Here is a 19,479-nt window from a genome sequence, read left to right as displayed (position 1 = left end):
GATGACACAGACCACACCCAGACCATCCGCCGACCACAAGCGCACCGTCAGTCTCGCCGGAGCGCTCGTCGGCCTTGCCATGACGCTCGGCGCCTGCCAGCACGCCGCCGACAACAGTTTCGCGATGGTGGACTCACCGGCCGACTATCGCCTGCGGCATCCGATCGCCGTTACCGAGGCCGACCGCTCGATCGTGGTCTTCGTCGGCCGCAGCCGCGGCGGCCTGACCGCGGAGCAGCGCGCCGAGGTGATGGGAATGGCGCAGGACTGGATGCGCGAAGGCACCGGCGCCGTCACCATCGACGTTCCCGTCGACACGCCGAACGCCCGGCCTGCACAGGAATCGTTGCGCGAGATTCAGGCGACCTTTGCCGCGGCCGGCGTGCCGCCGCGCGGGATCCTGGTTCGCAAGTATCATCCCGAGAATCCGCGCCTGATGCCTGCGATCCGCGTCAACTATCCAAAGATGAAGGCGGAGGCTGGGCCGTGCGGCCTCTGGCCGGAGGATCTCGGCCCGTCGATGCACAACGGGTCCTACATCCAGAACAAGCAGTACTACAATTTCGGCTGCGCCAATCAGCGCAACCTTGCCGCCATGGTCGAAGACCCGACTGACCTCGTGCAGCCGCGCGCGGAGACCCCTGCCTACACGTCGCGCCGCAACATCGCCTTCGACAAGTATCGCAAGGGCACCACCACTGCCACGACCTATCCCGAGGCCGACAGGGCCAAGCTAAGCGACACAGGAAAATGATCACCTACGCGCAGCAAAACTCCGAAGAGCAGACGGACGCCCCGCCGCAGGCCGTGGACGACCATATTGCTCCGGCGCCACGGGTTTCGGTTCAGGCGTTCTGCGAAACGGTCGAGACCGCCGCCGCCGTGCAGTCGGCGGGCGAGGATCGCCGGCTGGCCAAGGCTCACCTCAAGATCCAGATGGGCGGCATGGCGGCCGCCATCGAGGCCTATCGCTCGGCGCCGACGCCCAACGTCATCATCCTCGAGACGGAGGGCCGCAGCGACATTCTGGCCGGCCTCGACCAGCTCGCCACGGTGTGCGACGCCGGCACAAGGGTTGTCGTGATCGGCCGGGTCAACGACGTCACGCTGTACCGCGAGCTGGTGCGCCGCGGCGTCAGCGACTACGTGATTGCGCCGGCGCATGCGATCGACGTGGTGCGCGCGGTCTGCAACCTGTTCTCGGCGCCGGAAGCCAAGGCGGTCGGCCGCGTCGTCGCCATCGTCGGCGCCAAGGGCGGCGTCGGCGCCTCGACGATCGCGCACAATGTCGCCTGGGCGATCGCCCGCGATCTGGCGCTCGATTCCGTGGTCGCCGATCTCGACCTTGCGTTCGGCACCGCCGGGCTCAACTACAACCAGGATCCGGCGCAGGGCATCGCGGATGCCGTGTTCTCGCCGGACCGCGTCGATACCGCCTTCGTCGACCGCCTGCTGTCGAAATGCACCGACCATCTCAGCCTGCTGGCGGCGCCGGCCACGCTCGACAAGGTCTACGATTTCGGCGCCGAAGCGTTCGATGCGATCTTCGATACGCTGCGCACCACGATGCCCTGCATCGTGCTCGACGTGCCGCATCAATGGTCCGGCTGGACCAAGCGTGCGCTGATCGCAGCCGACGACATCCTGATCGTGGCGGCGCCCGACCTCGCCAATCTGCGCAACGCCAAGAACATGTTCGACCTCCTGAAGGCGTCACGGCCGAACGACCGCGCGCCGTTGTACTGCCTGAACCAGGTCGGCGTGCCGAAGCGTCCGGAGATCGCGGCCGGCGAATTCGCCAAGGCGATCGAAAGTCAGCCGATCGCCGCCATCCCGTTCGATCCGCAGATCTTCGGTTCGGCCGCCAATAACGGCCAGATGATCGCGGAAATCTCCGCCAATCACCGCGCAGTCGAGATGTTTCTGCAGATGGCGCAGCGGCTGACAGGCCGCGGCGAAACCAAGAAGCCGAGGGGGTCCTTCCTGTCGCCCCTGCTCGAAAAGCTGCGGTCCAAATAGTGGTCCGCGTGGAGTCAAGACGTCGTGTTTGGTAAGCGTAGCGGAAACGATGGGGACGTGCGGGCACCCAAGCCCGCTTTTCAGACGCCGGAGCCCGCCGGCTCGTCGCCGATGGCGCGCGAGTCCGCCGCCCCGACGATATCGTCGCCGCCGCTGGCCCCGGCCAAGCCGCCGCCCGCTCCCGCCGTCGAAGCCCGCCGCTCGGACAATTACTATCAGGTCAAGGCGACGATCTTCGGCGCCCTGATCGAGGCGATCGACCTTGCCCAGCTTGCCAAGCTGGACAGCGAGTCGGCGCGCGAGGAAATCCGCGACATCGTCAACGAGATCATCGCGATCAAGAACATCGTGATGTCGATCGCCGAGCAGGAAGAGCTGCTCGACGACATCTGCAACGACGTGCTCGGCTACGGACCGCTCGAGCCCCTGCTGTCGCGCGACGATATCGCCGACATCATGGTCAACGGCGCGGGCACGGTGTTCATCGAAGTCGCCGGCAAGATCCAGCGCACCGGCATCCGCTTTCGCGACAACCAGCAGCTGCTCAACATCTGCCAGCGCATCGTCAGCCAGGTCGGCCGGCGCGTCGACGAATCCTCGCCGATCTGCGACGCCCGCCTCGCCGACGGCTCGCGCGTCAACGCCATCGTGCCGCCGCTGGCGATCGACGGGCCCGCGCTCACCATCCGCAAATTCAAGAAGGACAAGCTGACGCTGGAGCAGCTCGTCAAGTTCGGCGCGATCACGCCGGAAGGGGCGACCATCCTGCAGATCATCGGCCGGGTCCGCTGCAACGTGATCATCTCAGGCGGCACCGGCTCGGGCAAGACCACGCTGCTGAACTGCCTGACCAACTATATCGAGCACGACGAACGCATCATCACCTGCGAAGACGCCGCCGAACTTCAGCTGCAGCAGCCGCATGTGGTGCGGCTGGAAACCCGGCCGCCGAACATCGAGGGCGAGGGCCAGGTCACGATGCGCGAACTGGTCCGCAACTGCCTGCGTATGCGTCCCGAGCGCATCATCGTCGGCGAAGTCCGCGGACCCGAAGCGTTCGACCTGTTGCAGGCGATGAACACCGGTCACGACGGCTCGATGGGCACGCTGCACGCCAACAATCCCCGCGAAGCGCTGTCACGCTGCGAATCCATGATCACCATGGGCGGCTTCTCGCTTCCCTCGCGCACCATTCGCGAGATGATCTGCGCCTCGGTCGATATCATCGTACAGGCCGCGCGCCTGCGCGACGGTTCGCGCCGCATCACCCACATCACCGAGGTGATGGGCATGGAAGGCGACACCATCATCACCCAGGACATCTTCCTCTACGACGTGGTCGGGGAAGACGCCAACGGCAAGATCATCGGCAAGCACCGCTCGACCGGCATCGGCCGGCCCCGCTTCTGGGAGCGGGCGCGCTACTACAATGAAGAGAAGCGGCTTGCGGCGGCGCTGGATGCCTCCGACTCGCCGGCGCCGGTCTAGGGGAGCACAGAATGCAAACGCAAACGCTTGCTCTGGCCTTCCTCGCCGCCACCACGGTGGGCGGCATCGCCTGGGTCTTCCTGTACCCGTACCTCTCGGGAGAGAAGAAGGCCGAGTCGCGCCGTGCATCGGTGGCGCGCAACGAGCAGTCGACGACGCGCGGCAGTGAGCGCACGCAGCGCTCCCGCCGCGAGCAGGTCGAGGGATCGCTGAAGGAACTCGAGGCGCGGCGGCAGAAGGACAAGAAGGTCCCGCTCGGCGTCCGCATCTCGCAAGCCGGACTGGAATGGTCCGAGCAGAAATTCTGGATGATCTCCGGCGCCCTCGGCCTGTTCGGGTTCGGCGCGGCCTTCATGGTCGGCGGAGGACTGCTCGGTGCAGCCGGCATCGGCTTCGCCATGGGTCTCGGCGCTCCGCGCTGGCTGCTCGGCTTTCTGAAGAAGCGGCGGGAAAAAGCCTTTCTGAAGGCGCTGCCCGACGCCGTCGACGTCATCGTGCGCGGCATCAAGGCCGGCCTGCCGCTGTTCGAATCGCTCAAGGCAGTCGTCAACGACGCATCTGAGCCGCTGCGCAGCGAGTTCCTCGCGATCATCGAGACCCAGGCGATCGGCATGCCGCTCGGCGAGGCCTGCGCCCGGCTCTACGAGCGCATGCCGCTGCCGGAGGCGAATTTCTTCGGCATCGTGATCGCGATCCAGCAGAAATCCGGCGGCAATCTGTCGGAAGCGCTCGGCAATTTGTCGCGGGTGCTGCGCGACCGCAAGAAGATGGCCGAGAAGATCCAAGCGATGTCGATGGAAGCGAAAGCCTCCGCCGCCATCATCGGCTCGCTGCCGCCGATCGTGATGATCCTCGTGTTCCTCACGACGCCGGACTACATCGCCCTGCTGTGGACGAACTCGATGGGCCAGCTGATGCTGGTTGGCTGCGCGCTCTGGATGACCTGCGGCGTGCTGGTGATGAAGAAGATGATCAACTTCGATTTCTGACGGTGCAGCATGATTGATATTCTGGTCGCCAAGCTTCACGACGTCAGGTTCATGACCATGCTGCTTGCCTTCTTCGCGGCAAGCGCGACGGTCTACACGCTGGTGATGCCGCTGCTCGCCGGCGGCGACCTCAACAAGCGCATGAAGGCCGTCGCCAGCGAGCGCGAACGCCTTCGGCAGCGCGAACGCGAACGCCTGGCCAAGTCGGAAAAGGTGACGCTGCGCCAGACGCCGAGGCAGGCCGTCTCCAAGATGGTGGATGACCTGAACCTCACCAAATGGCTGGCTCAGGAAGCGGCGATCGAGAAGCTCGTGATGGCCGGCTATCGCGGCCACGCGCCGTATGTCTACTTCCTGGCGGCACGCGCGGTCACGCCGATCCTGATGCTGATCGGCGCAATCATCTACACGTTCTTCATCGCCGGCGCGACCTGGTCGCTGACGCTCAAGATCGGCATTTGCGTCGGCGCGGCCTATGCCGGCCTGCAGGCGCCGATGCTGTTCCTGAAGAATGCGATCTCCAAACGCCAGCTCCAGATCAAGCGCGCTTTCCCTGATTCGCTCGACCTGCTGCTGATCTGCATCGAATCGGGCATGTCGGTCGAGGTCGCGTTCCGCAAGGTCGCCAACGAGATCGCCGGACAGTCGATCGCGCTGTCGGAGGAGTTCGCGCTGACGACCGCGGAATTGTCCTATTTGCAGGACCGCAAGTCGGCCTACGAGAACCTCGCGCGCCGCACCGGCCTCGAAGGCGTGAAGTCGGTCTGCATGGCCTTGCAGCAATCCGAACGCTACGGCACGCCGCTTGGCCAGAGCCTGCGCGTGATGGCGCAGGAAAACCGCGACATGCGCATGAACGAGGCCGAGAAGAAGGCCGCGGCGCTGCCGCCCAAGCTGACCGTGCCGATGATCCTGTTCTTCCTGCCCTGCCTGTTCATCGTGATCCTCGGGCCGTCCTACATCAAGATCGCCACGATGCACTGAGCTGCACAGCAGCGCCTGCGAAAACGCCCGGCAGTGCCGGGCGTTTTCTTTTGTGTGCTCATGAGCACGATGCTGCGCGAACCGCGAGCTTCGCTAGCAAGCACAATAGGAGTGGAGAGCTAGTCGTCCTTGGCGACGACAGGTGCGGCGCGCGATGCGGTCCGCGGCCCGTCCTTGCGGTTCAGCATGTCACGGAGATAGGCGACGTTGGCCGCCGCCTCATCCGCCGGCAGGTCGGCCTTGACGATGGTTTCGGCCTCCGCGAAGCGGCCCTGCAGGCCGACGACCAGCGCAAGGTTCTGCCGGATGCGGGTGTCGGCGCGGGCGCTGGCATAGGCCTGGCGCAGCGTCTCTTCCGCCTTCGGCAATTCCTTGGTCAGCATGTAGGACAGGCCGAGATTGGACAGCACCGACGGCTCATCCGGAGCCAGCCGCAGCGCACTCGCGTAATAGCGCCGCGCTTCCTCGTGCCGGTTCAACTTGTCGAGCGTGGTGCCCTGCACCGACAGAATCCGCCAGTCCGGATTGTCCGGACTGTGCGCGCGGCTCAACACGTCGAACGCGGCCTGCGAATTGCCGTTGTCGGCGAGCGCACGGCCATAGGCGGCGAGCAGCGGCTTGTTGCCGGGGCTGGCGAGCGTGGCCTGCTCCAGCACGGCGCAGGCCTGCGAGCGCTGTCCGCTCATGCGCAACGCCTGGCCGTAGGCGATCGCCGCGTCGACATCCTTGGGGTTCTTGCGATAGCGCTCGCCATAGAGCTCGACGGCGCGACGCGGATCGTCGGGCGTGGGATCCGGCCGCGACGCGATCGATCCGGTCACGTCGGACATGGTCTGGCAGCCGCCAAGCCCTGCGCCCAAAAGCGCCACAAAGGCTGCGGAAGCGAGATGCCGGGTCAAATTGGACTGTCGACGCATGGCACTGTGACTCACGAAATCGGGCGAATGGATCCAACTGAGCGTGCCAGCAATAGACTGTTAACCCTAACGTCTGGTTAACTGGCATGGTCAGCGATCGGCGCACCCGGTTCCAATGCCGCAGGTCCGTCAACCGCGGGCGCGCTACCATCCGCCATGAAAGGCGTGTAGTAGCCAACCAACGACGCCAGAACAGCCGAGAGCCGCATGTCATCCGTGTTCGAGACCGCACCCACGACCGCCGTCACGCCGATCACCTTCGTTACCAAGGCGACATGGGATGCGATCCGCAGCGCGTTGCCGGCGCCGGCCCGCCAGTTCGCCGAGGCCAATGGCTTTGAGGTCAAGCCCGGCAAATCCCTTGCCTTGCCGGCGGCCGACGGCGGCATCGCGCAGGTGCTGTTCGGCCTCGAGGACGTAGACCACAAGGCGCGCGATCCGTTCCGGGCCGGCGCCCTGCCCGGCCTGTTGCCGCCGGGCGTCTACCGCTTTGCCAATGCGCCGCATGACACGCGGCTTGCCGCGCTCGCCTTTGCGCTCGGCTGCTACCGCTTCGGCCGCTATCGCAAGAACAAGGCCCCCGAGGTTCGCCTGGTGCCGCCCGATGGCGTCGATGCCGCCGAGATCGCGCGGATCGCGGATGCCGCGGCGCTGGCGCGCGACCTCATCAACACGCCGTCCAACGACATGGGCCCAGCCGAGCTCGCCGAGGCGGCGCGCGATCTCGCAAGCCGGTTCGGCGCGGCCTTCAATTGCATCGACGGCGACGAGCTCGCGCAGAACTTCCCGCTGATCCACGCCGTCGGCATGGCCTCGACGCGCGCGCCGCGTCTGATCGATCTCACCTGGGGCGATCCGGCCCATCCAAAGGTGACGCTGGTCGGCAAGGGTGTTTGCTTCGACACCGGTGGGCTCGACCTCAAGCCGTCGAGCGGCATGCTGATCATGAAGAAGGACATGGGCGGCGCCGCCAACGTGCTGGCGCTGGCGCAGATGGTGATGGATGCGAAGCTGAAGGTGCGGCTGCGCGTGCTGATCCCGGCGGTCGAGAACGCGGTTGCCGGCAACGCGTTTCGCCCGCTGGACATCTTCAAGTCGCGCAAGGGCATCACCGTCGAGATCGGCAACACCGACGCCGAGGGACGGCTGGTGCTGGCCGACGCGCTGGCGCTGGCCGATGAGGAGACGCCGGATCTCCTGATCGATCTCGGCACGCTGACCGGCGCGGCGCGCGTGGCGCTGGGCCCCGATTTGCCGCCGTTCTACACCAATGACGAGGCGCTCGCCGCTGACGTCGCAGCTCACGCAAAGGACGAGAACGACCCGTTGTGGCGGATGCCGCTATGGCCGGCCTACGATGCCTGGCTCGACTCCAAGACCGCCGACATCACCAACGCGCCGTCAGGCGGTTTTGCGGGCTCGATCACCTGCGCGCTGTTCCTGCAGCGCTTCGTCGAGCACGCCAGGAGCTGGCTGCATGTCGACATCTACGGCTGGACGCCGTCGGCAAAGCCCGGCCGCCCCGAAGGCGGCGAGTGCCAGGCTGCGCGCGCGATCTACAAATTGCTGAGCCAGCGCTATGGATGACCCCCGCCTTACTCCCGCCCGCGACGACGTCGCGGCGAAATATCTCGAGGGCAAGGTCAAGGCTGCGCGCTTCGTCGAAGGCGAGACCTTCGAGGTCGTTGACGCCATCGCCCCGCTGCGGCGATCGCCGGCCGCCGATGCCGAACAGATGACGCAGGCGCTGAAAGGCGAGCGCGTCACGGTGTATGACCGCAATGGCGAAGGCTGGGCCTGGGGCCAGCTCGCCGATGACGGCTATGTCGGCTGGCTTCCCGAGGCCGCGCTAGCCAAGCCAGGTGCCGCGGCCACGCATAAGGTGACGGCGCTGCGGACGCTGGCGTTCCCGGGACCGTCGATCAAGCTGCCGCCGGTCGAGGCGCTTGCGATGGGGAGCAAGCTCGCAATCGTCCGCGAGGACGGCGCCATCGCGGTGACTCGCGAGGGCTGGCATCTGCCGCGTCAGCACCTCGCGCCGCTCGACGCGATGGCGCAGGACTTCGTCGCCATCGCCGAGCAATTCGTCGGCACACCCTATCTGTGGGGCGGCAAGTCGAGCCTCGGCATCGACTGCTCCGGCCTGGTGCAGATCGCGCTGACGGCCGCCGGCACCGGCTGCCCGCGGGACAGCGACATGCAGCAGGAAGGGCTCGGCCGCGAATTGACTACAGCGGAATCCAAGCATCTGCAGCGCGGCGACCTGATCTTCTGGAAGGGCCACGTCGCAATTGCGCGCGATGCGACGACGATCGTGCACGCCAATGCGCATCATATGGCGACGGTGGTGGAGAACACGCACGCTGCGATCGCAAGGATCAAGGCCGCCGGCAGCGACGTGCTCGCGATCAAGCGGCCGTAGCCAATTTATCCCCGTCATCCTGAGGAGCGCGAAGCGCGTCTCGAAGGATCGACGGCCCCACTCGGGCCACGCATCCTTCGAGGCTCGCTCCGCTCGCACCTCAGGACGACGTGGGACTAGAAGCGGGATGCCGTAGGATGGGTAGAGCGCAGCGAAACCCATCACGCTGCGACCGCTCGGAGACATGATGGGTTTCGCTTCGCTCTACCCATCCTACGGATCCGTCATTCCCCGGTGCGCAATTGCGCACCTGGGGGCGACGCGTAGCGTCGAGCCCGGAATGACGAGCATGGGCTACGTCGCCACCGTCCCCGCACCATCCGCTTCGATGCGGAACGCGGCGGCGAACAGGGCGCGGGTGTAGTCGCTCTTCGGATTCCTGAACAGCTCGGAGGCCGGCCCCTCCTCCTCGACCTTGCCGGATTTCATCACGATCAGATGGCTCGCCAGCGAGGCGACCACGCGCAGATCGTGCGAGATGAACATGTAAGTGAGATCGCGCTTGCGCTGCAAATCGCGCAGCAGGTCGACCATCTGGGCCTGGAGCAGCATGTCGAGCGCGCTGGTCGGCTCGTCCAGCACCACGAAGTTCGGCTCCAGCACGACCGCGCGCGCGATCGAGATACGCTGGCGCTGGCCGCCGGAGAATTCGTGCGGATAGCGGAAGCGCCAGTCGGGATCGAGGCCGACGTCCTTCAGCGCCTTGATCACCCGCGCCTCGCGCTCCTCGCGCGACAGCTGCTGCTGGTGCACCTCAAGCCCCTCGGCGATGATGTCGGCCACCGACATGCGCGGGCTGAGCGAACCGAAGGGGTCCTGAAACACGATTTGCATGTCGCGGCGGAACGGCCGCATCTGCTTGAAGCGCAGGCCCTGAATGTCCCTGCCGAGGAACACGATCGGTCCATCGGACGAAATCAGCCTGAGTAGCGCCAGCCCGAGCGTGGTCTTGCCGGAGCCGGATTCGCCGACGACGCCGAGCGTCTCGCCCTTGCGCACCGCGAGGCTGACGCCATCCACCGCCTTGATGTGGCCGACGGTCGAGCGCAGCAGCCCGCGCTTGATCGGAAACCAGACCTTGAGATTGTCCACCGACATCACGACCGGCGCGCCCGGCTGCGGCGGCGCCGGATCGGGCTTCGGCTCGGCCGCCAGCAGCGCCTTGGTATAGGCGTGCTTCGGCGCGGTGAAGACCTGCTCGACCGGGCCCTGCTCGACGATCTTGCCGTTGTTCATCACGCAGACCGTGTCCGCGATGCGGCGGACGATGCCGAGGTCGTGGGTGATGAACAGCAGGCTCATGCCGAGCCGGGCGCGGATCTCGGCGAGCAATGCCAGGATCTGCGCCTGCACGGTGACGTCGAGCGCCGTGGTCGGCTCGTCGGCGATCAACAGATCGGGCTCGTTGGCGAGCGCCATCGCGATCATCACGCGCTGGCGCTGGCCGCCGGACAATTGGTGCGGATAGCTCTTGAGCCGGGTCTCCGGCTCGGGGATGCCGACCTGGCCGAGCAATTCCAGCGTCCGCGCCCGCGCCGCCGCACCGCTGACGCCCTTATGCAGCGACAGGATCTCGCCGATCTGGGTCTCGATGGTCTGGAGCGGATTGAGCGAAGTCATCGGCTCCTGGAAGATGATCGAGATGTCGTTGCCCCGGACCTCGCGCATCTCCCGGTCGGATGCGGCCAGAAGATCGCGGCCGCGGAACCGGATCGCGCCCGAGGGATGCGAGGCCGTCGGATAGGGCAGCAGCTTCAACACCGACAGCGCGCTGACGGACTTTCCCGAACCGGATTCGCCGACCAGCGCGACGCACTCGCCGCGCTTGATCGAGAACGAGATGCCGTCCACCGCAACCGAACGGCCGAAGGCGACCGAGAGGTCGCTGACATCGAGCAAAGGCTGGTTGGTCGCGTCCATGCGTCAGCCCTTCGAGAACGTCTTGCGCGGATCGAAGGCGTCGCGCGCGGCTTCGCCGATGAAGATCAGCAGCGACAGCATGATCGCGACCGAAAAGAACCCGGTGAGGCCGAGCCACGGCGCCTGCACATTGGCCTTGCCCTGCGACAGCAATTCACCGAGCGAAGGCGAGCCGGGCGGCAGGCCGAAGCCGAGGAAGTCCAGCGCCGTCAGCGTCATCACCGAGGACGAGACGATGAAGGGCAGGAACGTCATGGTCGCGACCATCGCGTTCGGCAGCAGATGGCGGAACATGATCTTGCCGTTGGAGACGCCGAGCGCGCGCGCCGCCTGGATGTATTCGAAATTGCGGCCGCGCAGGAACTCGGCGCGCACCAGGCCGACCAGCGAAACCCAGGAGAACAGCAGCAGGATGCCGAGCAGGATGAAGAAGCCCGGCGGCAGCACCGCCGAGATGATCAAGAGCAGATAGAGCGAGGGGATCGCGGTCCAGATCTCGATCAGCCGCTGGAAGATCAGATCGGTCCAGCCGCCGAAATAGCCCTGCACGCCGCCGGCGGCGATGCCGATGATGGAAGACAGGATGGTCAGCGTCAGGCCGAACAGCACCGAAATGCGGAAGCCGTAGATCAGCCGCGCGACGACGTCGCGGCCCTGATCGTCGGTGCCGAGCCAATTGTATTCGAGGTCGCGGCAGCCGGTCAGCCCCTTCCGCTTCACCACGTCCGCGCACTGCTTTTCGGTCAGGAGCCAGGTCGGCTTCGACGGCACCGCGGTCGGCGGGTCTAGGTTGCGGCTGTCATAGGAATAACGGATCGGCGGCCAGATCATGCTGCCGCCCTTGGCGGCGATCTGCTTCTGCAAATAGGGATCGCGATAGTCGGCCGCGGTCTCGAAATCGCCGCCGAAGGTGGTCTCGGCATAGGTGAAGATCACCGGCCAGTACAGACGGCCGTCATATTTGACGAGCAGCGGCTTGTCGTTGGCAATGAAATTGGCAAACAGCGACGCCACGAACAGGAAGAGGAAGATCCAGAACGACCAGTAGCCGCGGCGATTCGCCTTGAAGTTCTGCCAGCGCCGCTTGTTCAGCGGCGACGGCGAGAAGCCGTGGCGCGTGGCGGGCACGGCCTCGCCGAGCGGCGATTGCGTCGAGGTCTCGACCGGCTGGGGCGCGAGCAGCGTCATCAGACCTCCCGCGCCTCGAAGTCGATCCGCGGATCGATCCACATATAGGCGAGATCGGACAGCAGGTTGACCACCAGTCCGACCAACGAGAAGATGAACAGCGTTCCGAACACCACCGGATAGTCGCGGTTCAATACGCTTTCGAAGCCGAGCAGGCCGAGCCCGTCGAGCGAGAAGATGGTTTCGATCAGCAGCGAGCCCGAGAAGAACGCGTGGATGAACGCGCCCGGGAAACCGGCGATCACGATCAGCATGGCGTTGCGGAAGACGTGGCCGTACAGCACCTGGCGCTCGCTGCAGCCCTTGGCCCGCGCGGTCATCACATATTGCTTGCGGATCTCGTCGAGGAACGAGTTCTTGGTGAGCAGCGTCATGGTGGCGAAGGCGCCGAGCGCCATCGACACCAGCGGCAGCGTGAGATGCCAGAAATAGTCGATGATCTTCCAGTACCAGGGGAATTGCGACCAGCCGTCCGAAGTCAGGCCGCGCAGCGGGAAGATATTGAGGAACGAGCCGCCGGCGAACAGCACGATCAAGAGGATCGCGAACAGGAAGCCCGGGATCGCAAAGCCGATGATGATCACCGCCGAGGTCCAGGTGTCGAACCGCGAACCGTCCTTCACCGCCTTGCGGATGCCGAGCGGGATCGAGATCAGATAGGTCAAGAGCGTCATCCAGATGCCGAGCGACATCGAGACCGGCAGCTTTTCCTTGATCAGCTGGATCACGCTGACGCTGCGGAAATAGCTGTTGCCGAAGTCGAACCGGGCGAAATTCCAGACCATCAAGGCGAAGCGCTCGGGCGCCGGCTTGTCGAAGCCGAACTGCACCTCGAGCTTCTTGATGAAGTCGGGATCGAGGCCTTGCGCGCCGCGGTATTTCGAGTTGACGGCCGCGCCGGCGCCCGCGCCCTGACCGCGCTGCGCACCGAAATCGCCGCCGCCGCCCGACACGCGCGAGGTGCCGCCGGTGTCGGCGCCGTTGATCTGCGCGATGACGCGCTCGACCGGACCGCCCGGAGCAAATTGCACGACCACGAAGGACACGAACAGGATGCCGAGCAGCGTCGGCAGCATCAGCAGGATACGTCGGGCGATATAGGCGCTCATCGGCTACTTCGCCTGCTCGAGCTTGGCGGCCTTGGCGGCATCGTACCACCAATTCTCCGGCGCACCGACGCCCTGGGTATACTTCGCCAGCTTCTCGGTATGACCGAACTGATCCCAATAGGCGATCGGATGCGTGTTGCGATACCACTGCGGCACCCAGTAACGGCCGGCGCGGAACACGCGGTCGAAGGCGCGGCAGGCGACCGTCAGCTCATGGCGGCTATTCGCGCCGATGATCTTCTCGATCAACGCATCGATCGCCGGGTTGGAGATGCCCGCGAGATTGTAGGAGCCCTTGGTCTTCGCCGCCTGCGAGGAGAAGAACGGCCGCATGCTGTCGCCGGGCGTCGCCGAGAAGCTGAAGCGCTGCATGGTCATGTCGAAATCGAAATCCTCCACCCGGGCGCGGTACTGCACCGCGTCGACCAGGCGGAACGTCGCCTCGATGCCGAGCGTTCCGAGATTCTTGATGTAAGGCCCATGGTGCGGCTGCAGCGAGGGCTCGTCGTTGAGGAATTCGATGGTGATGGGCTCGCCGTTCGGCAGCACGCGCTTGCCTTCCTTGACGACACAGCCGGCTTCGTTGAGCAGCTGCACCGCCTTGCGCAGCAAAGCGCGGTCCTGGCCGGAGCCATCGGACATCGGCGGCACGAACGGCAGGCCGAACACCTCATCGGGCACCTGGCCGCGGAACGGCTCGAGCAACGCAAGCTCCTCCGGCGAGGGAGGCCCCTCCGCGACCATATCCGAGTTCTGGAACGGCGAGACGGTGCGCGCATACGCATCGTACATGATGGTCTTGTTGGTCCACTCGAAGTCGAAGGCGCAGATCAGCGCCTCGCGCACGCGCGGATCCTTGAATTTCTCGCGGCGCAGGTTGATGAACCAGCCCTGCGCGCCGGACGGGGTGTCGTCGGGCAGCGTCTCGCGCTTGACGCGGCCGTCCTTCACCGCGGGGAAATCGTAGCGTGTCGCCCAGACGCGCGCGGTGAACTCCTCGCGGAACAGATAGCTCTTCGAGGTGAAGCCCTCGAACGCCACATCGCGGTCGCGATAGAATTCGTAGCGCACCGTGTCGAAATTGTAGCTGCCGCGGTTGACCGGCAGGTCGGCGCCCCACCAATCCTTGACGCGGTCGTATTCGACGTAGCGATTGACCTCGAAGCGGCCGACCTTGTACGGCCCCGAGCCCAGCGGCGCATCGAGCGTCGAGTCCTCGAACGACCGCGCCGCGTAATAGGCCTTGGAGAAGATCGGCAGGCTTGCGACAAACAGCGGCACGTCGCGCGCGCGACCGGCCGCGAAGGTCACCACCACGGTTGCGTCATCGGGTGCCTCGGCCTTGACGAAGTCGCGGAGCTGCACCTGGATCAGCGGGTGACCTTTCTCCTTCAGCGTCGAGAGCGAGAAGGCGACGTCCTGCGCGGTCAGCTTCGAACCGTCGTGGAAGCGCGCTTCAGGGCGCATCGCGAAGCGGTAGATCAGCTTGTCCGGCGAGATCTGCACCGACTTCGCGGCAAAGCCGTACATCGCGTCGGGCTCGTCATTGGCGCGCGCCATCAGCGTCGCGAACGTCATGTCCATGCCCTGCGCGCCTTCCCCCTTCAGGACATAGGCGTTCAGCGAATTGAAGGTGTAGTAGGACTGGTTGTTGGCCCGCACCCAGGGGATCACCGAGAAGGCGCCGCCCTTCGGCGCCTTCGGATTAACGTAGTCGAAGATCTGGAAATCCGCCGGATATTTCAGGTCGCCGAACACCGACATGCCGTGCATCTCGGTTCCGTTGTCGGCCGCCGCCGGTGCGACACGCAAGCCTGCAGCACTCAACGCACCGATGCCGAGACCGAGTGCGTGCCGACGGGAGAATAGCGCCATGCGCGAATCCTTCGATCTTATGAACGCTTGAGCTTGGCCGCCTTGTCGGCGTCGAACCACCAAAGATTTGGGAATCCTGCAACCGCGTATTTCGGCAGCGGATCGGGATGGCTGAAGCGATCCCAATAGACATAGCGCTGCTTGTCGTAATTGAAGTGTGGAACGCAATAGAAGTTCCAGAGCAAAACCCGGTCCAGCGCCTTGGCGGCGGCGACCTGATCGGCGCGACTGTTGGCAAAGATGATCTTTTCGATGATGGCATCGACGGCCGGATTCTTGATGCCCGGAAGATTGTTCGAGCCTGTCCGATCGGCAGCCTGCGAGCCGAAATTGTCGCGCTGCTCGTTGCCGGGCGAAATCGACTGCCCCCAGACCTGGGTGACCATCTCGAAATCGAAATCGCGGACACGATTCTGGTACTGCACGGTGTCGACGGCGCGCAGATTGACGGTGATGCCGAGGCGCTCCAGACTCGGCTTGTAGAACAGCGTGATCCGCTCCATGCCGGAATCGCCGCTGTTGCCGAGGATCTCGACCGTAAACGGTTGACCGGATGCATCGACCAGCTTGCGGTCGCGAATCTCGAAGCCGGCTTCCTTCAACAGCCGCGTCGCCTCGCGCAGATTGGCGCGCACGTTTTCCGGCGTTCCGCCGACCGGATCCTTGTATGGCGTCGTAAAGACTTCCGGCGGCACCTTGTCGCGCACCGCCTCCAGGATCTCGAGCTCCTTGCCTTCCGGCAGGCCGGTCGCCATCAGATCGGGGATGCCATCGAAATAGCTGGAATCGCGATGGTACTCGCCGGTCGAGAGCACGCGATTCATCTCTTCGAAATCGAACGCGTAGTTGAAGGCGCGGCGCAGCCGGGCGTCGGCGAATTTCGGACGCCGCAGGTTGAACACCCAGCCCTGCATCCGGCCCTGATTGCGGACGGTGAACAGCTCCTTGAGCAGCCGCTTCTCGCGCACCGGCGGAACGTCGTAGGCGGACGCCCATTCCTTGGCGCTGCGCTCGTTGTACCAGTCGAACTGGTCGGCCTTCAGCGCCTCGCGCGCAACCGTGTCGTCGCGGAAATATTCGTAGCGCAGCTCGTCGAAATTGTTCTGTCCGATCGCAATCGGAATATCCTTGCCCCAATAGTCCTTGACGCGCTCGAGCACCACCGACCGTCCGGCGACGAACTCCTTGATCCGGTAAGGTCCCGAGCCAAGCGGCGGCTCCAGCGTGCTCGCAGTGATGTCGCGCTTCTTGCCCTGCGCGTCGGTGCCTTCCCACCAATGCTTGGGCAGGATGATGAGCTGGCCGGTGATCATCGGCAGCTCGCGGTTGCCTGGGCTGTCGAAGGTGAACTTGATATCGCGATCGCCGATCTTCTCGGCCTTTGCGATATGCCGGTAGTAGGCGCTGAACATCGGGCTGTTCGCCTTCAGCGCCTCGAACGAGAAGATCACGTCCTCCGGCGTGACGGGCTTGCCGTCGTGCCAGCGCGACCCCGGACGGAGCCGGTAGATCACGTAGGAGAAATCATCGGGGAAGGCCGCGGCCTCGGCGAGCTCGCCGTAGTAGGTGTCGGGCTCGTCGAGCGAGGCTTCCATCAGCGTGTCATAGATGCGGGCGACTGCGGCGGCGACCGTGCCCTTCAATCCCGCGACGACCAGGTTGAAACTGTCATAGGTGCCGGGTTGGAACAGCCGCACCACGCCGCCCTTCGGCGCGTCCGGCTTGACGTAGTCGTAGCGCTTGAAGTCGGCGGGATATTTGATTTCGCCGTAGGTGGAGAGGCCGTGGCGCCATTTGAGCCCGTTCGGCGCATCGTCGGCGAGGGCCGGCGTGATCGCCGGCAGGCCGGTATTGAGTCCTAGCGCCGGCGCGAGTGCCGCCAGTGCGCTGCCTTGAAGGAGGTGTCGTCGGGTGATCGCCAAATTCGCTCTTCCTGCTTGCGGCCCCGGTTACATGGGACCCAATATAAGGCAACGGTTCGACAAATTACGTTGCTTTTTCCTCATGATATTGACCCGGGAACAATATCGCTGCGGCGAAACGTCCCGATAACAACCCCGCGACAGCGGATTGCCCATGCGAAAACGGCCAGGCATTGCCTGGCCGTTTCATCCACATGCTTGCGCGAAGCAATTCGTTACTTCGAAGCGGTCGGGAGCGGAGCCGGATGCTCCGAGTTCGAATTCAGATAGGCGATGATGTCGGCGCGTTCGCTGTCCTTCGGCACGCCGGCGAAGCCCATCGCGGTGCCGGGGACGAAGCCCTTCGGGTTGGTCAGGAACTTGTTGAGGTCGTCGAACGACCAATCGCCGCCCTTGCCCTTCATCGCAGCCGAGAAATTGAAACCGCGGCCCTCGCCCTTCTTCTCGCCGACGATACCGTAGAGGTTCGGACCGACGCGGTTGGGGCCGCCCTTCTCGAAGGTATGGCAGGCCTGACACTTCTTGGCAGCCGCCGCGCCCTTCTCGGCGGAGGCGGTCTGCAGCAGCTTCTCGATCGGCTCGGAGGCGGCCGCAGCAGCCTCGCCGCCGCCGCCATGGGACTCTTCCTTCACCGCGATCTCAAAACCCGGCTTCTCCGGCATCTTGGCCGAAAACACCGATCCGGCGGTAAAGCTCATCACCAGGACGACGATGCAGGTGCCGAGAACCGCACCGAGGATTTTGTTGAGTTCGAAGGAGTCCATTTTGGGTCAGGCTCCGGGCCTTGAATGTCGACTTCAGGCCGGGAATACGGCCGCGGGGAAAGACCCGGGAATCGACCTTTCGCGCCTCCCCCCAGGCAGGGTTGAGATATCGGTTTGCCCGCGCTCTGGCAACCCGTATAAACGCGCCGAATTCAACCTCCTCCCCGGCAATTTCCGCAGCCCGGACGGGCCCTGAGACGAATGACGCAATCCCGTACTTTGGTGCTGATTCCGGCCCGCATGGCCGCCACGCGCCTGCCCGGCAAGCCGCTGCTCGACATCGCGGGCGCGCCGATGATCGTCCATGTGCTGCGGCGGGCCGAGGAGGCCGGGATCGGCCGGGTCGCGGTCGCCACCGACACCGCCGAGATCGCTGACGCGGTGAAGGCCGCGGGCGGCGAGGTCGTGATGACCCGCCCCGATCACCCCTCCGGCTCGGACCGGATTCACGAGGCAATGACGATCCTCGACCCCGGGGGCCAGGCCGAGATCGTGGTCAATTTGCAGGGCGATTTCCCGACCATCACGCCCGAGACCATCCGCAGCGTGATGCCGGCGCTCGACGATCCCGCTGTCGACATCTCGACCCTGGCCTCGCAGATTCATACCGAGGATGAAGATCGGGCCCCCAGCGTGGTCAAGGCGGTCGGCTCGCCGATCGGCGCAAATCGGTTGCGCGCGCTGTATTTCACCCGCGCCACGGCGCCCTATGGCGACGGACCGCGCTACCATCATATCGGCCTCTACGCCTACCGCCGTGTAGCGCTGGAGCGGTTCGTGAAGCTGCCGCCCTCGCCGCTGGAGCGGCAGGAGAAGCTTGAGCAGCTCCGTGCGCTGGAGGCCGGGATGCGGATCGACGTCACCATCGTCGACACCGTCCCGCGCGGCGTCGACACCGCGGCCGACCTCGAAACCGCCCGCAGAATACTTTCCAAAGCCTGAGCCGCTGGTAAAAAGCCACCCATGACCAAGAAGCTGAAAATCGCGTTCCAGGGCGAGCCTGGCGCCAATTCCCACATCGCGATCGTCGAGGCCTATCCCGACGCCGAGCCGATGCCCTGCCCGACCTTCGAGGACGCGCTGGCCGCGATTTCCTCCGGCGAAGCCGATCTCGGCATGATCCCGATCGAGAATTCGGTCGCCGGCCGCGTCGCCGACATCCATCACCTGCTGCCCGCCTCGGGCCTGTTCATCGTCGGGGAATGGTTCTTGCCGATCCGCCACCAGCTGATGGCGATCAAGGGCGTCAAGCTCGCCGATATCAAGAGCGTGGAAAGCCATGTCCAAGCGCTCGGCCAGTGCCGGCGCACGATCCGCAAGCTCGGCATCAAGCCGATCGTCGCCGGCGACACCGCCGGCAGCGCCCGCGACGTCTCCGAACGCGGCGACAGGACTGTGGCCGCGATCGCCTCGCGTCTCGCCGCCGAGATCTACGGCCTCGACATTCTCGCCGAGGACATCGAGGACGAGGCCCACAACACCACCCGCTTCGTGGTGTTGGCGCGTGAGGAAAAATGGGCCGCGCAGGGCTCCGGCGCGCTGGTCACGAGCTTTGTGTTCCGGGTACGCAATCTGCCGGCCGCGCTCTACAAGGCGCTGGGCGGCTTCGCCACCAATGGCGTCAACATGACCAAGCTCGAAAGCTACATGGTCGACGGCAACTTCTTCGCCACGCAATTCTACGCCGATGTCGACGGCCATCCCGACGACCGCGGGCTCGCTTTCGCGCTCGAGGAACTGAAATTCTTCTCGCGCGAATTCCGCATCCTCGGCGTCTATCCGGGCAATCCGTTCCGCGCCACCTTCAGCGAAACGCAGGACTGAAGCGCGCGCGAAGTCCTTCCATACGTCGTCCCGGCGCAGGCCGGGACCCATAACCACC

16 protein-coding genes are annotated in these 19,479 nt (G+C 65.1%); 9 read left to right on the top strand and 7 right to left on the bottom strand.

Annotation, left to right across the window (positions count from 1 at the left end; translation table 11 throughout):
* Window position 1 precedes the first annotated feature (1 nt).
* Genes FBZ93_RS23910 through FBZ93_RS23890 form a run of 5 tightly spaced genes read left to right on the top strand, consistent with a single transcriptional unit; the run spans window position 2 to window position 5,480 of the window.
* The gene (locus FBZ93_RS23910; RefSeq protein WP_095731405.1) at window positions 2–754 is read left to right on the top strand and encodes a CpaD family pilus assembly protein; all 753 of its coding nucleotides are present in this window, start codon (window positions 2–4) and stop codon (window positions 752–754) included.
* Window positions 751–2,019, top strand: coding sequence for an AAA family ATPase (locus tag FBZ93_RS23905; protein WP_074126886.1), 1,269 nt, complete (start codon window positions 751–753; stop codon window positions 2,017–2,019). Before FBZ93_RS23910 ends, FBZ93_RS23905 begins: the two co-directional genes overlap by 4 nt.
* Before the next feature lie 24 nt (window positions 2,020–2,043).
* Window positions 2,044–3,507 carry a CpaF family protein gene (locus FBZ93_RS23900; RefSeq protein WP_146989032.1) on the top strand — a complete coding sequence of 488 codons (1,464 nt, stop codon included), beginning with the start codon at window positions 2,044–2,046 and terminating at the stop codon, window positions 3,505–3,507.
* Window positions 3,508–3,518: 11 nt separating this feature from the next.
* Window positions 3,519–4,496 carry a type II secretion system F family protein gene (locus tag FBZ93_RS23895; protein ID WP_146989030.1) on the top strand — a complete coding sequence of 326 codons (978 nt, stop codon included), beginning with the start codon at window positions 3,519–3,521 and terminating at the stop codon, window positions 4,494–4,496.
* A gap of 9 nt (window positions 4,497–4,505) precedes the next feature.
* Window positions 4,506–5,480 (top strand): type II secretion system F family protein, encoded by a 975-nt coding sequence (locus FBZ93_RS23890; protein ID WP_050422181.1) that lies wholly within the window; start codon window positions 4,506–4,508, stop codon window positions 5,478–5,480.
* A gap of 119 nt (window positions 5,481–5,599) precedes the next feature.
* Here the strand turns inward: FBZ93_RS23890 and FBZ93_RS23885 are convergent, their stop codons facing one another.
* Window positions 5,600–6,397: a tetratricopeptide repeat protein gene (locus tag FBZ93_RS23885; protein WP_146989028.1), complete on the bottom strand. Its 798-nt coding sequence runs from the start codon at window positions 6,395–6,397 to the stop codon at window positions 5,600–5,602.
* A gap of 207 nt (window positions 6,398–6,604) precedes the next feature.
* On the opposite strand from FBZ93_RS23885, the gene FBZ93_RS23880 reads away from it, so the two are divergent.
* Together FBZ93_RS23880 and FBZ93_RS23875 are read left to right on the top strand one after the other, a co-directional pair.
* Window positions 6,605–7,984: a leucyl aminopeptidase family protein gene (locus FBZ93_RS23880; RefSeq protein ID WP_146989026.1), complete on the top strand. Its 1,380-nt coding sequence runs from the start codon at window positions 6,605–6,607 to the stop codon at window positions 7,982–7,984.
* Complete coding sequence (locus FBZ93_RS23875) at window positions 7,977–8,819, top strand: C40 family peptidase (RefSeq protein ID WP_146989024.1); 843 nt, start codon at window positions 7,977–7,979, stop codon at window positions 8,817–8,819. The genes FBZ93_RS23880 and FBZ93_RS23875 overlap by 8 nt, the downstream gene beginning before the upstream one ends.
* A 294-nt stretch (window positions 8,820–9,113) precedes the next feature.
* Here the strand turns inward: FBZ93_RS23875 and FBZ93_RS23870 are convergent, their stop codons facing one another.
* From FBZ93_RS23870 to FBZ93_RS23845, 6 genes are all read right to left on the bottom strand, one after another.
* A complete protein-coding gene (locus tag FBZ93_RS23870) occupies window positions 9,114–10,739 on the bottom strand; it encodes an ABC transporter ATP-binding protein (protein WP_146989023.1) in 1,626 nt (541 codons plus the stop codon).
* A gap of 3 nt (window positions 10,740–10,742) precedes the next feature.
* Window positions 10,743–11,927 carry an ABC transporter permease gene (locus FBZ93_RS23865; RefSeq protein ID WP_146989021.1) on the bottom strand — a complete coding sequence of 395 codons (1,185 nt, stop codon included), beginning with the start codon at window positions 11,925–11,927 and terminating at the stop codon, window positions 10,743–10,745.
* Complete coding sequence (locus FBZ93_RS23860) at window positions 11,927–13,036, bottom strand: microcin C ABC transporter permease YejB (protein ID WP_146989019.1); 1,110 nt, start codon at window positions 13,034–13,036, stop codon at window positions 11,927–11,929. Before FBZ93_RS23860 ends, FBZ93_RS23865 begins: the two co-directional genes overlap by 1 nt.
* 3 nt (window positions 13,037–13,039) lie before the next feature.
* Complete coding sequence (locus tag FBZ93_RS23855) at window positions 13,040–14,911, bottom strand: extracellular solute-binding protein (RefSeq protein WP_146989018.1); 1,872 nt, start codon at window positions 14,909–14,911, stop codon at window positions 13,040–13,042.
* Between the two features lie 17 nt (window positions 14,912–14,928).
* On the bottom strand, window positions 14,929–16,833 hold the full coding sequence (locus tag FBZ93_RS23850) for an extracellular solute-binding protein (RefSeq protein ID WP_146989016.1): 1,905 nt from the start codon (window positions 16,831–16,833) through the stop codon (window positions 14,929–14,931).
* 215 nt (window positions 16,834–17,048) lie between these two features.
* Entirely contained in the window at window positions 17,049–17,597 is a 549-nt protein-coding gene (locus FBZ93_RS23845; RefSeq protein ID WP_097673819.1) for a c-type cytochrome, read from the bottom strand.
* Between the two features lie 201 nt (window positions 17,598–17,798).
* Between FBZ93_RS23845 and FBZ93_RS23840 the strand changes: the two genes are divergently transcribed.
* Window positions 17,799–18,539, top strand: coding sequence for a 3-deoxy-manno-octulosonate cytidylyltransferase (locus FBZ93_RS23840; protein WP_146989014.1), 741 nt, complete (start codon window positions 17,799–17,801; stop codon window positions 18,537–18,539).
* A 21-nt stretch (window positions 18,540–18,560) separates the two neighbouring features.
* Window positions 18,561–19,421: a prephenate dehydratase gene (locus FBZ93_RS23835; RefSeq protein ID WP_146989012.1), complete on the top strand. Its 861-nt coding sequence runs from the start codon at window positions 18,561–18,563 to the stop codon at window positions 19,419–19,421.
* Window positions 19,422–19,479: the final 58 nt, after the last annotated feature.

This window comes from Bradyrhizobium macuxiense (assembly GCF_007993935.1).
Classification (GTDB): Bacteria; Pseudomonadota; Alphaproteobacteria; order Rhizobiales; family Xanthobacteraceae; genus Bradyrhizobium; species Bradyrhizobium macuxiense_A.
This window is presented reverse-complemented; position numbering and strand designations above follow the sequence as displayed.